The sequence below is a fragment of the Mycobacterium shimoidei genome (assembly GCF_900417275.1).
GTDB classification, from domain to species: domain Bacteria; phylum Actinomycetota; class Actinomycetes; order Mycobacteriales; family Mycobacteriaceae; genus Mycobacterium; species Mycobacterium shimoidei.
On the sequence record NZ_UEGW01000001.1, the window covers coordinates 3,242,506 to 3,255,499 of the forward strand.

The 12,994-nt window shown below is 66.2% G+C and carries 14 protein-coding genes; 10 read left to right on the top strand and 4 right to left on the bottom strand.

Features of this window, described 5'->3' with window-relative positions; all coding sequences use genetic code 11:
* The first annotated feature begins 6 nt into the window (after nucleotides 1–6).
* From MSP7336_RS15635 to MSP7336_RS15655, 5 genes are all read left to right on the top strand, one after another.
* On the top strand, nucleotides 7–396 hold the full coding sequence (locus tag MSP7336_RS15635; RefSeq protein WP_069397912.1) for a polyketide cyclase / dehydrase and lipid transport: 390 nt from the start codon (nucleotides 7–9) through the stop codon (nucleotides 394–396).
* Nucleotides 397–482: 86 nt separating this feature from the next.
* Nucleotides 483–920: an SRPBCC family protein gene (locus MSP7336_RS15640; RefSeq protein WP_069397901.1), complete on the top strand. Its 438-nt coding sequence runs from the start codon at nucleotides 483–485 to the stop codon at nucleotides 918–920.
* Entirely contained in the window at nucleotides 913–2,172 is a 1,260-nt protein-coding gene (locus MSP7336_RS15645) for an ArsA family ATPase (RefSeq protein WP_113964091.1), read from the top strand. Before MSP7336_RS15640 ends, MSP7336_RS15645 begins: the two co-directional genes overlap by 8 nt.
* Before the next feature lie 23 nt (nucleotides 2,173–2,195).
* Entirely contained in the window at nucleotides 2,196–2,579 is a 384-nt protein-coding gene (locus MSP7336_RS15650) for a hypothetical protein (RefSeq protein WP_069397899.1), read from the top strand.
* 142 nt (nucleotides 2,580–2,721) lie between these two features.
* Nucleotides 2,722–3,453, top strand: a complete 732-nt coding sequence (locus MSP7336_RS15655) for a lysophospholipid acyltransferase family protein (RefSeq protein WP_069397898.1) — start codon at nucleotides 2,722–2,724, stop codon at nucleotides 3,451–3,453.
* 8 nt (nucleotides 3,454–3,461) lie between these two features.
* Here MSP7336_RS15655 and MSP7336_RS15660 read toward each other — a convergent pair whose 3' ends face one another.
* Nucleotides 3,462–4,757 carry a glycosyltransferase 87 family protein gene (locus MSP7336_RS15660; protein WP_113964092.1) on the bottom strand — a complete coding sequence of 432 codons (1,296 nt, stop codon included), beginning with the start codon at nucleotides 4,755–4,757 and terminating at the stop codon, nucleotides 3,462–3,464.
* An 83-nt stretch (nucleotides 4,758–4,840) separates the two neighbouring features.
* On the opposite strand from MSP7336_RS15660, the gene MSP7336_RS15665 reads away from it, so the two are divergent.
* From MSP7336_RS15665 to MSP7336_RS15675, 3 genes are read left to right on the top strand one after another with little or no spacing between them, the layout of a single operon-like run.
* The gene (locus tag MSP7336_RS15665) at nucleotides 4,841–5,731 is read left to right on the top strand and encodes a hypothetical protein (RefSeq protein ID WP_113964093.1); all 891 of its coding nucleotides are present in this window, start codon (nucleotides 4,841–4,843) and stop codon (nucleotides 5,729–5,731) included.
* Nucleotides 5,732–5,733: 2 nt separating this feature from the next.
* Nucleotides 5,734–6,213, top strand: a complete 480-nt coding sequence (locus MSP7336_RS15670; protein ID WP_069397895.1) for a polyadenylate-specific 3'-exoribonuclease AS — start codon at nucleotides 5,734–5,736, stop codon at nucleotides 6,211–6,213.
* Nucleotides 6,214–6,273: 60 nt separating this feature from the next.
* Nucleotides 6,274–7,662, top strand: a complete 1,389-nt coding sequence (locus MSP7336_RS15675; protein WP_069397894.1) for a class II 3-deoxy-7-phosphoheptulonate synthase — start codon at nucleotides 6,274–6,276, stop codon at nucleotides 7,660–7,662.
* Between the two features lie 28 nt (nucleotides 7,663–7,690).
* Here the strand turns inward: MSP7336_RS15675 and MSP7336_RS15680 are convergent, their stop codons facing one another.
* A complete protein-coding gene (locus MSP7336_RS15680) occupies nucleotides 7,691–8,881 on the bottom strand; it encodes a protein kinase domain-containing protein (RefSeq protein WP_244917474.1) in 1,191 nt (396 codons plus the stop codon).
* 79 nt (nucleotides 8,882–8,960) lie between these two features.
* On the opposite strand from MSP7336_RS15680, the gene MSP7336_RS15685 reads away from it, so the two are divergent.
* Nucleotides 8,961–9,365 (top strand): Rv2175c family DNA-binding protein, encoded by a 405-nt coding sequence (locus MSP7336_RS15685; RefSeq protein WP_113964094.1) that lies wholly within the window; start codon nucleotides 8,961–8,963, stop codon nucleotides 9,363–9,365.
* Here MSP7336_RS15685 and MSP7336_RS15690 read toward each other — a convergent pair.
* Both MSP7336_RS15690 and idsA2 read right to left on the bottom strand, forming a co-directional pair.
* Nucleotides 9,352–10,869, bottom strand: a complete 1,518-nt coding sequence (locus MSP7336_RS15690; RefSeq protein WP_113964095.1) for an alpha-(1->6)-mannopyranosyltransferase A — start codon at nucleotides 10,867–10,869, stop codon at nucleotides 9,352–9,354. The genes MSP7336_RS15685 and MSP7336_RS15690 overlap by 14 nt on opposite strands.
* A gap of 5 nt (nucleotides 10,870–10,874) precedes the next feature.
* A complete protein-coding gene (gene idsA2 / locus MSP7336_RS15695) occupies nucleotides 10,875–11,924 on the bottom strand; it encodes a bifunctional (2E,6E)-farnesyl/geranyl diphosphate synthase (protein ID WP_069397910.1) in 1,050 nt (349 codons plus the stop codon).
* A gap of 171 nt (nucleotides 11,925–12,095) precedes the next feature.
* Between idsA2 and MSP7336_RS15700 the strand changes: the two genes are divergently transcribed.
* The gene (locus tag MSP7336_RS15700; RefSeq protein WP_069397891.1) at nucleotides 12,096–12,983 is read left to right on the top strand and encodes a mycobacterial-type methylenetetrahydrofolate reductase; all 888 of its coding nucleotides are present in this window, start codon (nucleotides 12,096–12,098) and stop codon (nucleotides 12,981–12,983) included.
* The last annotated feature ends 11 nt before the right edge of the window (nucleotides 12,984–12,994 follow it).

Sequence of the window (12,994 nt, forward strand, 5' to 3'; positions counted from 1 at the left end):
AACGTCGTGCACAGCATTCAAGTCGCCGACGCGACATTCGTCGCCGCCAGCGCCGCCCGGGTGGGGGCGGCGGTGGCCGACCGGGCCAGCTGGCGACGCTGGTGGCCCGATCTGCGCCTGGAGGTCGTCGAAGATCGCGCCGACAAGGGAATCAGGTGGACGGTGACCGGCCCGCTCACCGGCACGATGGAGATCTGGTTGGAACCCACCCTCGACGGCGTACTGCTGCATTACTTTCTGCACGCCGAGCCGTCCGGTGCGGCGGCCTGGCAGTTGGCCCGAATGAATCTGGCCCGAATGACCCACCGACGCCGAGTCGCGGGCAAGAAAATGGCTTTCGAGGTGAAAGCAGCGCTCGAGCGGTCCCGTCCTGTGGGGGTCGCCCCGGTGGCCTGAGCCCGTCTGAGCGAGAACGCGGAGTAGCGTTTCTGCCGAAAGATTGGGGGCTACCATCCGCTTGCGGGGGAGAGGGAAGCAGCCAGGTGGCGGAGAAGACGGCGCAAACGATCCACATCGATGCCGACCCCGGCACGGTGATGAGCGTCATTGCCGATATCGGTTCGTACCCCGAGTGGGTTTCGGAGTACACCGAGGCCGAAGTGCTCGAGGCTGACGAGGAGGGCTACCCGAAGGTCGCTCGGCTGGTGCTTGACACCACCGTCCTCAAGGACACCATGGTGTTCTCCTACGACTGGCCCAAAGACCGCGGCTCGGTACGCTGGTCACTGGTGTCCAGCTCGATATTGCGCTCGCTGGAAGGCGCATACCGGTTGTCGCCCAAGGATTCTGGCACTGACGTCACCTACGAGCTCACGGTCGACCTGGCCATCCCGATGATCGGGCTGCTCAAGCGAAAGGCCGAGCGCCGGTTGACCGACACCGCGTTGAAGGATCTGAAGAAACGAGTCGAGGCTGAGTGAGTCTGCAGCGCCCGCCCTGGCCCGGATCAGGCTGTTCGTCGGCAAGGGCGGGGTAGGAAAGTCCACCCTGGCAGCCGCCACGGCGGTCGCAGATGCGCGCGCCGGCCACCGGGTGCTCGTGGTGTCCACTGATCAGGCGCATTCGCTGGGCGACGTGCTGGGCGTCCCGGTGCCACCGACTGGAAAGCGCGACGCGGTCCAGGTGCTGACCGAACTCGAAACCGGCGGCGGTTCTCTCGATGCCCTGGCCATGGACACCCTGGCGCTACTGGAAGCCCGCTGGCGCGACGTCGTCGACACGCTGGGCCGGCGGTTTCCAGAATCTGAGCTGGATAGTATTGCGCCCGAAGAGCTTTCGGCGCTGCCGGGCGTCCAGGAAGTACTCGGCCTGCACGAGGTCGGCCAACTGGCCGCGGCCGGATCGTGGGATCGCGTGGTGGTCGACTGCGCCTCCACCGCCGATGCGCTGCGCATGCTTACCCTGCCCGCCACCTTCTCGCTCTATGTCGAGCGCGCCTGGCCGCGGCACCGCAGACTGTCCAGCGCTGCAGACGATGCCCGTTCGAACGCGCTGGTCGCGCTGCTCGAGCGCATCAACGCCAGCGTCGAGCGGCTCAGCACGCTGCTCACCGATCCCGAACTGGTCGGTGCGCACCTGGTGTTGACCGCCGAACGGGTGGTGGCGGCCGAAACGGTCCGCACCTTGGGCTCGCTGGCGCTGATGGGGGTACGCGTCGAGGAGATGATTGTCAATCAGATTCTGGTGCAAGATGATTCGTACGAGTACCGGAATCTGCCCGAACATCCGGCCTTCGACTGGTACGCCGAACGCATCGGTGAGCAGCGCGCGGTGCTCGACGAACTGGATGCCACCATCGGCGACGTGGCGCTCGTGCTAGCCCCGCACCTGGCCGGTGAGCCGATCGGCCCCAAGGCGCTGGGCGAGTTGATGGAGCAGGTGCGCCGACGCGACGGCTCGCCGCCGCCGGGACCGCTGCGTCCGGTCGTGGACTTGGAATCGGGAAGTGGCCTGGGCTCGGTGTACCGGCTGCGGTTAGAGTTGCCCCAAGTCGATCCCGGCCAGCTGGCCCTGGGCCGAGTCGACGACGACCTGATCATCAGTGCCGGAGGAATCCGCCGCAGAGTGCGGTTGGCGTCCGTACTGAGACGCTGCATCGTGCTTGATGCGCATCTTCGAGGTAGTGAGTTGACGGTCCGTTTTCGACCGGATCCGGAGCTGTGGCCGGGGTGAGCGATGAGGAGGAGCGGCGCTAAATGGACACCGTTCACCCCGACCTCGGTCCGGAGTTGCGCAAACTCGCGCAGACCATCCTGGACGGCATCGACCCTGCGGTACGCGCGGCCGCGTCCCGGGCAGCGGGCAGCGGTGCGGGTCCCGGGAGATGCCAACAGGTCTGGTGCCCGGTGTGCGCCCTGGCCGCGGTGGTGACCGGCGAGCAGCATCCATTGCTGAGCGTGATCGCCGAACACAGCGTCGCGCTGCTGGCGGTGATCCGCGCCATCATCGCTGACGCGAACGGGTCTACCACCCCGGGGCCACCCGAGGGACCGCCCGATGGCGGCGCGGCCGCGGAGGCGCCAGACGATGCCGGCACCAAAAGTCGGTATCAGCCCATCTCGGTGACTGTCGACGAGTAGTAGCGGCGATCGCAAGCGCGGCGGAGCCGGGCGCGGCGGGTCGTCGCCGACAAGCCAGTCTGACGTCGCACTGTGGTCCCATCCACCCTCGATCGGTACAGTTGGCGCAGAACACCATCGGCGCGGGCGAGAGGGAGGGGCCATGTGGTACTGGCTTTTCAAGTACATCTTCATGGGCCCGCTGCTTGCGCTGCTCGGCCGGCCGAAAGTCGAAGGACTGGAGAACATCCCGCAAAGCGGGCCGGCGATCTTGGCCAGTAATCATCTTGCCGTCGCCGACAGCTTCTACCTGCCGCTGGTGGTGCGACGTCGCATCACCTTCCTGGCCAAGTCGGAATACTTCACCGGCACCGGATTGAAGGGCTGGTTCCTGCGCTGGTTCTACAGCACCACCGGGCAGGTTCCGATCGACCGCACCGACGCCGACACCGCCGACGCCGCGCTGCAAACCGCCCAGCGGCTGCTGAGCGAGGGCAAACTGCTCGGCATGTACCCCGAGGGCACCCGCTCGCCCGACGGCCGGCTCTACAAGGGCAAGACCGGCCTGGCTCGGCTCGCGCTGCAGACCGGTGTTCCAGTGATCCCGGTGGCGATGATCGGCACCAACGTCGTCAACCCACCGGGCAGCAAGATGTGGCGGTTCGGCCGGGTCACGGTGCGGTTCGGTAAGCCGATGGACTTCTCGCGGTTCGAAGGACTGGCCGGCAATCGATTCATCGAACGGGCCGTCACCGACGAGGTGATCTACGAGCTGATGCGGCTATCCGGTCAGGAATACGTCGACATCTACGCCGCCACAGCCAAAAACGACGGCCACGAGTCGGCGTCGCCGGGCAAACCCCCGGCCCGGATTCCCCAGACCGCGGCGGGCTAGTCCTTCGATCAGGTCCCGGCCGGGACGGGCACGGATCGCTGGGTGGTCGATTCGGTTCGTGTTGCCCGGTCGGCGACGGCGATTCCGGCAACCAGAATGGTTGCCAGCGCCCACCACACATAGGACATTCCGGCCAGTTGACGCCAGCCCGCCGCGGCCGTTTCGTGGTGCTTGGGAAGCAGGTCGATCGGCGTCCACACCATCAATGCCACCCCGGCCACCGCGATCGCGACCAGCGCGGCATTGCGACGCCGCCAGCCGATCACAGCCGTCGTCAGGACCGCGGGCAGCGCCCACACCCAGTGGTGTGACCACGACACCGGGGAAACCACCAACCCGAACAGGGCGATGCAGATGACCGCCAGCGTCGGCTCGCCGGCGCCGAGTACCCGGCGCGTCGCCCACACCGTCAAAGCCAGCACCAGCAGGCAGCCGGCCACCCACGGCAGGGCGCGGTCGTGTTCGCCGAGACCGAGTCGGGCCAACGCGCCTGCGAGGTTCTGGTTGGTGTTCAACGACGCCGCCCCGATCCGGTCGGTCTTGCGCACAGTGTCGGTCCAGTACTCCCAGGAATCGCGCCAGGCCAGCGCGAAACCGAGCAGCGTCGCCGCCAGGAATGACGCCACCGCGGTCAATGCCGTGCGGCCGTCGCGGCGCAGCAGGAAATAAAGGAGAAAGACCGCGGGGGTTAGTTTCAGCGCGATTCCCAGCCCCAGCATCAGCCCGCGTGGCCACGGAGTGTGGCGGGGCAGGCAATCGACGATCACCAGCGTCATCAGCACCGCGTTGATCTGCCCGAATGCGAAGTTCGATTTGATCGGCTCCAGCCAGATCGCCGCGGCGGCCACGACGATCACCGCCAGCCAGCAGCGCCGTAGCCAGGCGGGCCCGGCCACGGTGCTGGAGGTGTCCCACACCTCGAGCCGGGTCAAAACGATCATCGTCGAGGCGATCAACAGCACCAGCGTCGTCACCGTGATCGCCACGCTGGCCGCTGGCAACCCCAGCCAGGCGAACGGGCAAAACGTGATGGCCGCCAGCGGGGGATAGGTGAACGGCAGGTCCAGCCCGATCGGAGTGTGAAACATCGTCCCGCCGCTGTAGAGCGGACGGCCATCCAGCCAGGCCTGACCGCCCATCCGGTAGACATCGATGTCGATGCGGTATTGCGCGTGCCAGATCAGCTGCCACAGCGCATAGCCGAGTGACGCGGCAGCGACCACCAGCAGCAACCCCCACACGGCGGCCCGCCCCCCGGCTGCCCGCCCGTGCCAACTGCCCACGTCGGGCCGCCACGTACTCATCTCGCAAACAGCCTATCGGGTAGTTGCGGCGCCATCCGGCATTGCGCCGCGCAGCGCGGGGGAAGTGGGCGTAATTTTTAGAGATGCTCGACTGGTTACAGCATGACATCGTCGACCGCGGCCGACTGCCGTTGCTGTGCTGCCTTATCGCATTCATCCTGACCTTCTTCGTAACCCGGATCTGTGTGCGCTATATCCGCTATCGCGCCGACCTCGGAATACCGCCGAGGTGGTGGGAGCCGCGCAACATTCACGTCGGGTCCAGGCACATCCACCATGTGGTGGTCGGGGTGGTCTTGGTGATGGTTTCCGGCGTGACACTGGTGACGTTGGCCGAGGACGGACATCAATCCGAATTCATCGCTGTCGCAATACTTTTCGGTATCGGGGCGGCGCTGGTGCTCGATGAGTATGCGCTTATCCTGCACCTGTCCGACGTCTACTGGGAGGAAGACGGTCGGGCATCGGTGGACGCGGTCTTCGCCGCCGTCGCGGTGGGTGGACTGCTGGTCCTGGGCCTGCACCCGTTGATGTTTTTCCTCTCGCTGTGGCGAGACACCCACTCGCCGTTGATGCATGCCATGGTGATCCTTGGGCTGGTGCTGATGCCGCCGCTGGCGATCGTGGTCTTGCTCAAGGGCAAGGTGTGGACCGGCCTGATCGGCATGTTCTTCGTAGTGCTGCTGGTCATCGGGGCGGTTCGGCTGTCGCGTCCGCACGCGCCGTGGGCGCGGTGGCGCTACAACAGCCATCTGGACAAGATGCGCCGGGCGGTACAGCGCGAACGCCGGCTGCGCCGGCCCTTCGTGCGCGCCAAGTTGTGGGTGCAAAACATGATTGCCGGTGCGCCACGGCTTCCCGACGAGCACACGGTCGACGCCCAGCTGGACGCTGAGGTGCGTGCCGCCCCGCCGCCGCCGGACGATCTCGCCCAGGCGGCTGACCGTTGGCAGCCTCCGTTGGTGGCAGGCTAGGCGTGCGGTATTTCTACGACACGGAATTCATTGAGGACGGCCGCACGATCGATCTGATCTCGATCGGGGTGGCCGCCGAAGACGGCCGCGAATACTACGCCGTGTCCACCGAATTCGACGCCGAGCGGGCCGGAAGCTGGGTACGCAGCCATGTGCTGCCCAAGCTGCCGCCGCCGGCTTCGCCGCTGTGGCGCTCCCGCGCCCAGATCCGTTCGGATCTGGAGAGCTTCTTCGGCATCGACGGCACCGAACCGATCGAGTTATGGGCCTGGGTGGGCGCCTACGACCATGTGGCGTTATGTCAGTTGTGGGGCCCGATGACGGAGCTGCCGGCGGCCATGCCGCGGTTCACCCGCGAGTTGCGCCAACTCTGGGAAGAGCGCGGAAGCCCACGGATGCCTCGCCGATCAGCCGACGCGCACGACGCGCTTGTCGACGCGCGGGACCAGCTGCGGCGTTTCCGGCTCATCACAGCCTCCTAACAGCTGGACAATAGCGTTCGCCCTGATTAACGGGGTGCTGCGCCCGGTTACCATGTACGGGTGAATTGGACCGTTGACATCCCGATTGACCAGCTGCCGCCGCTGCCTCCGTTGCCGGCGGATCTGCGGGCTCGTTTGGACGAGGCCTTGGCCAAGCCGGCGGCGCAGCAGCCCAGCTGGCCGGCTGATCAGGCCAAGGCGATGCGGACGGTTCTGGAAAGCGTGCCGCCGGTCACCGTGCCGTCCGAGGTTGTCCGGCTCCAGGAAATGCTGGCCAAGGTCGCCCGCGGTGAGGCATTCCTGTTGCAGGGTGGCGACTGCGCCGAGACGTTCGTCGACAACACCGAGCCGCATATCCGGGGGAATATTCGGGCGCTGCTGCAGATGGCGGTGGTGTTGACCTACGGCGCCAGCGTTCCGGTGGTCAAGGTGGCCCGCATCGCCGGCCAGTACGCCAAGCCGCGGTCGTCCGATGTCGACGCGCTCGGGCTCAAGTCGTATCGCGGTGACATGGTCAACGGCTTCGCGCCAGACCCCGCGGTTCGCGAGCACGACCCGTCGCGGCTGGTGCGCGCCTATGCCAACGCCGGCGCGGCGATGAATTTGGTGCGGGCGTTGACCTCGTCGGGGCTGGCGTCGCTGCACCTGGTGCACGACTGGAACCGGGAGTTCGTGCGGACCTCTCCGGCCGGTGCGCGCTACGAGGCGCTGGCCAATGAGATCGACCGTGGATTGCGATTCATGAGCGCGTGCGGGGTGGCCGATCGCAATCTGCAGACCGCCGAAATCTACGCCAGTCATGAGGCTTTGGTGCTCGACTATGAGCGGGCCATGCTGCGGCTGTCCGACGTCGAGAGCGGTGAGCCGCAACTGTACGACTTGTCAGCGCATTTCCTGTGGATCGGCGACCGCACTCGCCAACTCGACGGTGCTCACATCGGGTTGGCCGAGGTGATCGCCAACCCGATCGGCGTCAAGATCGGCCCGACGACAACCCCGGAACTGGCCGTCGAATACGTCGAGCGGCTCGATCCGCACAACAAACCGGGCCGGTTGACCCTGGTGAGCCGCCTGGGTAACAACAAGGTGCGCGACCTGCTGCCGCCGATCATCGAGAAAGTGCAGGCCACTGGTCATCAGGTGATCTGGCAGTGCGACCCGATGCACGGCAACACCCACGAGTCGTCGAACGGGTACAAGACCCGGCACTTCGACCGCATCGTCGACGAGGTTCAGGGCTTCTTCGAGGTGCACCGCGCGCTGGGTACCTATCCCGGTGGCATCCACGTGGAGATCACCGGCGAGAACGTCACCGAGTGTCTCGGTGGTGCGCAGGACATCTCCGATACCGACCTCGCCGGGCGCTACGAAACGGCATGCGACCCGCGGTTGAACACCCAACAGTCGCTGGAGCTGGCGTTCCTGGTCGCCGAGATGCTGCGCGACTGACTTCGTTCAGCATTTCGTCGGGCAGCGGTCAGAGGAGTCCGCTCAGATTGCTGCCAATGGTCCACGCCGCTCCCGCCACCAGGCCGGTCAGCGTTAGCACCACGACGAGCCAGATCAGCAGCATCCGCTGGGCGTGCTGGCGCGCCCAGACGAATTCGCTGATTTCGATACCCGCGAATTGCCGCGCCGCGTCGCGTTTCTCGGGTTCATTCGGCCGATTGTCGCGAGGCAGCGCACGGGTGGGCTGCAACACCCGGGGCGTTGGCCGATCCTGGCCGGTGGTCCGGGTCTGTTCCATCCGATTGTGATAGCGGGCGGCCGAGCGGTGTCCTGCCGAGTTGCGTGGTGCCGGCACCCGGAAATCCGGCAGGGCCAGCTTATCGGCGAGGTCATTGAGCGCGTCCTGCATCTGTTTAGCGTCGGCGAAGCGATCCGCGGGGTCGCGCGCCGTGGCGCGCGCCACGAACTCGTCGAATTGGGGTGGCACACCGTCGATCACGTCGCCAGGAGCGCCGACGTCGGTCTCCAGTCGCTGATAGGCGACCGATAGCGCGGAGTCCCCGGAGAACGGAGGCCTGCCGGTGAGCAGCTCGTAGGCCATAATCCCGACCGCGTAGACATCGCTGCGGAAAGTGGCGCTGCCGTCGCGCACCTGCTCGGGGGACAGGTAGGCGGCGGTGCCGAGAATCACACTGGCCGAGGTGATTCCGGCCGCCGCGACAGCGCGGACCAACCCGAAATCGGCGATCTTGACGTCGCCGTCGTCGGAGATCAACACGTTCTCGGGTTTGACGTCTCGGTGCACCAGGCCGGCGCGATGCGCGGCGGCCAGCCCGCCCAACACCGGGCGCAGCACCGCGGCCACGGCATGTGGCGGCATTGGTCCGCGTTCAGCCAGCAGCTCGCGCAGCGTCCCGCCTTCGATGAGCTCCATCACCAAAAAGGGGTGGCGGGCGTCCAGACCCTGGTCGTAGACCGCGACCAGGCCCGCATCCTTGAGCCGGGCGACGCTGCGGGCTTCCAACCGAAACCGGGTCAAAAACTGCTCGTCACCGGCATAGCGGGAATCCATCACCTTCACCGCCACCGGCCGGTCCAGGCGGACATCGAGGCCGCGGTACACCGTCGAGGTACCACCGGTGGCGATCTTGGCCACCACCCGATAGCGCCCGTCGAGCAGCCTGCCCTCCAAGGCATCCCCCGTCACCGCGCCGGTCACGGGGCCATGGTAGGCGGGAGCGGGAATTTCACCGCGAAGGTGCACTCAGCGCGCCGCGATCAGCCCTAAACTGGGGGCGATGAGCAGTGTTCCGGCAGGCGACGACGTTCTCGACCCCGACGAGCCCACCTACGACCTTCCCGGTGTCGCCAAGTTGCTGGGTGTCCCGGTGACCAAGGTGCACCAGCAGCTGCGGGAAGGCCACCTGGTCGCCGTGCGGCGCGCCGGCGACGTAGTGGTACCGCGAGTCTTCTTCACCGAATCCGGTCAGGTGGTCAAAAGCCTGCCGGGGCTGCTGATGGTCCTGCACGACGGCGGCTACCGAGACACCGAGATCATGCGGTGGCTATTCACCCGGGACCCGTCGCTGACCCTCACCCGCGACGGCTCGCGTGATGAGATCCACAACGCCCGCCCGGTCGACGCATTGCACGCCCATCAGGCGCGCGAAGTGCTGCGCCGTGCACAAGCTATGGCGTACTGACACTTTCGGCGCTCTGGGCCACCGGCTCCGCCGTCCGGTGCAACGTGTACCACGCGAGCAGTGCGCAGCTCGTCGCGATGATGACGTGAATCCAGGAGTACATGCCGTGCGCGCCATCGGGTTTGAAGATGACCATGATCCAGGTCGAGAATCCCGCGATCGCCGCGACTGCCCTCCGGGACTGGGCCAACGGTGCCAGCACCGCCAGTGGCCAGGTGTAATACCACGGCAACGCCGCGGGCACGAACAACACCACGACGAGCATCGCCCACGCGATGCCGGTCAGCGCGGCACGGTCGTCGCGGCGGAATCGCCACCACAGCAGCGGCAGTGAAATCGCGATGATCGCGATCCCGACAATCCGGGTGACCTGCAATACCGCGTAGAAATTGACCGGGAAAAACCACCCGCCGAGGGCATGAATCAAGTTGGCGGCCGCCGTGGGCACGGTCAGCCAGTTGATGATCTTGACCGAACCGGCCAGTGCGGTCAGCCAGCCGAGACTCACCCTCGCCACCGCCGACAGCAGCGCGAACACGGCGACGAAGATCAGCAGCGAGGTCGCAGTCGCCGCCGTGAACGCGCGCAGCGGGCGGTAGCCGCGTCGGTCGGCCAGCTGACGCATCCACACCCACACCAAAAACGGCAGCGCGATCCCGGCGGTGGCCTTGACCGCAACCGCAACGGCAACCAGCGTGACACCGGTCACGGGGTGGCGCTCGAAGGTCAGCGCAATGCCGGCGATCATCAGACCGACCATCAGCATCTCGTTGTGCACACCGCCCATCAAGTGGATGATGACCAGCGGGTTGAGCGCGCAGATCCACAGCGCTATCGACGCGTCAGCGCCCAAATGCCGGGCCAGCCGAGGCGTGGCCCAGATCAACAGCGCCAGGCCGGGCAGCATGCACAGCCGCAGCACCATCGTTCCGACGATCACGTGATTGCCGACCAGCATGGTGACAAGCTTTGCGATCAGGATGAACGCCGGACCGTACGGTGCGGTGGTGATGGTCCAAATGGGACTGACGTTGTCCAACAACGCATTCGGATTGTCGACGGGACCCACCGCGTACGGGTCGAATCCGTCGCGCAGCAAGGCGCCCTGGGCCAGATACGAATAGGTGTCCCGGCTGAAAACGGGCACCGACAGCAGCAGCGGGGCGAGCCAGAAGCCCGTGCTGGCAACCATGGTGTATTCCGAGACACCGCCGGCCATCACGCGCCGGCCCAGCGCCAGCCAGGCCGCCAGCATCAGCGCGACACCGAGCCACAGCAGTACCGAGGACAACACCAGTCCGTGGCCGAAACGCAGCCAGGACAGGTGCATGGACTCCAGGAGCGGATCGTGCGGCTTGGTGCTGCCGGCGCCGAGACCGCCGGCGGTGATGAGCGCCGCGCCGGCGCAGCCCAACAGCGCCGGCCGGCCGTCGGCGGATCGTATGAACTCGCGTAGCCGCAGAAAATGTTGTGCGGCAAGCGAAGTGATGGTCGAACTTGCCATGTGGCTCAGGCCGATCGATTCGCGGCTGTCCGGGCCATCTCGGACAGCCCGGCTTTGGCCGACGCGTTGATGGGAGCTGCGGCCAGCGCGGCTAGTGCCCGCTGGGTCAGCGTCTCGATTCGCTCCTCTACCACTGCCAGCGCACCCACTCCCTCGATGACCGCGCAGAGTTCAGCTACCTGAGCGTCGGTCAAGTCGGAGCCAATTGAGGTGCGTAAGAGGTTGGCCGCCAACGGATCTGACTTGTCTGCCAGCTCAATCGCCTCGCCCAGCAGCACGGTACGCTTGCCCGAGCGCAGGTCGTCGCCGGACGGCTTGCCGGTCACCGCCGGATCCCCGAATACACCCAGCACATCGTCGCGCAGCTGGAACGCTACCCCCAAATCGGTGCCAACCTCGTGGAAGAGGTTATGAACATCGGGCCGGTCCGCGGCCGCGGCCACACCCAACTGCAGCGGGCGCGACACCGTGTACGACGCGGTTTTGAAGGTGTTGACGGTCATCGCCGAGGCGACCGACTCGGCGGCGCTGGCTTCGGCGAGGATGTCGAGGTATTGGCCACCGAGAACTTCGGTGCGGATGTCGGCCCACACCCGCAGGACGCGCCGACGTGCCTGGCGCGACAAATCGACACCGGCGACGATATCGTCGGCCCAGGCCAGCGCCAGGTCGCCGAGCAAGATGGCTGCCGAGGTGCCGAACCGGTCCGATGGCCCCTGCCATTGCCGGTTGCGATGCAGCGCAGCGAATTTCATATGCGTAGTGGGCCTGCCGCGCCGGGTTGCAGACCGGTCTATCACGTCGTCATGGACCAGCGCGGAGGCGTGCAGCAACTCGAGCGCGGAAAACAGCAGCAGCACTTGAGCATCGGCGGCTTTGTTTGACACCGCACGCCATCCCCAGTAGGCGAAGGCCGGCCGAATACGCTTGCCGCCGCCCAGGACGAACTCTTCCAGGCCGGCGATCAGCGCGTCGTACTCGGGCGCGATGTGGGCGGCATCATGCCGGCGGTCGTGCAGATACGCCCGCAACTGGTTGGTGATGGCGTCGGCGATTTCGACGATTCCCGCTGCTTCGACGCTCAGCGCGACGCCCCTTTCCGCGTTGGCCACTCTGGTCCGACAGTCTATGTCGCCCGCGGCCGCTGCAGTTGCTTCGACCGGCTCACTATGCTGGCGGTCGGCCTGCCGCGGCGGGAACCTAGCCATTCGACGAGGAGCAGTTTTTTGACTCTCAATACCATCGCGCTCGAGCTGGTGCCGCCCAACGCGGATCGAGGCATCGATCAAGCCGTCGCCGAGGCACACAAAGTGCTGCAATGCGCGTCGGGCGCCGGTTTGGAGGGCCGGATTGGGCACGTGATGATCCCGGGCATGATCGCCGAGGAAGAAGACCGGCCGATTGAGATGAAGCCCAAGCTGGACGTGCTTGAGTTCTGGTCGGCGATCAAACCGGAGTTGCCGGGTGTGCGCGGATTGTGCACCCAGGTCACCGCTTTCATGGACGAGCAGCCGCTGCGCCAGCGCCTCACCGAACTGGTCGACTCCGGTATCGAGGGCATCGTCTTCGTCGGTGTGCCACGAACCATGCAAGACGGGGAGGGCACCGGCGTCGCGCCGACCGACGCGCTGTCGATTTATCGCGAGCAGGTGGCCAACCGCGGCGTCATCATGATTCCGACCCGGGAGGGCGAACAGGGCCGATTCGAGTTCAAGTGCAATCGTGGCGCGACCTTCGCCTTGACCCAGCTGCTGTATTCCGACGCGATTGTGGGGTTTTTGACGGAATTCGCCAAGACCAGCGAGCATCGGCCGGAGATCTTGTTGTCGTTCGGCTTCGTGCCGAAAGTGGAGACCCGGGTCGGTTTGATCAACTGGCTCATCCAGGACCCGGGTAACGCCGTCGTCGCCGAAGAGCAGGCCTTTGTAAAGAGCCTGGCCAACGCCGAACGCGATCAGCGGTGCAAGCTGATGGTCGACCTGTACAAGCGGGTCATCGACGGCGTCGTCGACCTCGGTTACCCGCTGAGCGTGCATTTCGAGGCGACCTACGGCGTGAATGCCGCGGCTTTCGAGACGTTCGCTGCGATGCTGGAGTACTGGTCGCCGGCTTAGCCGGGCGAGCG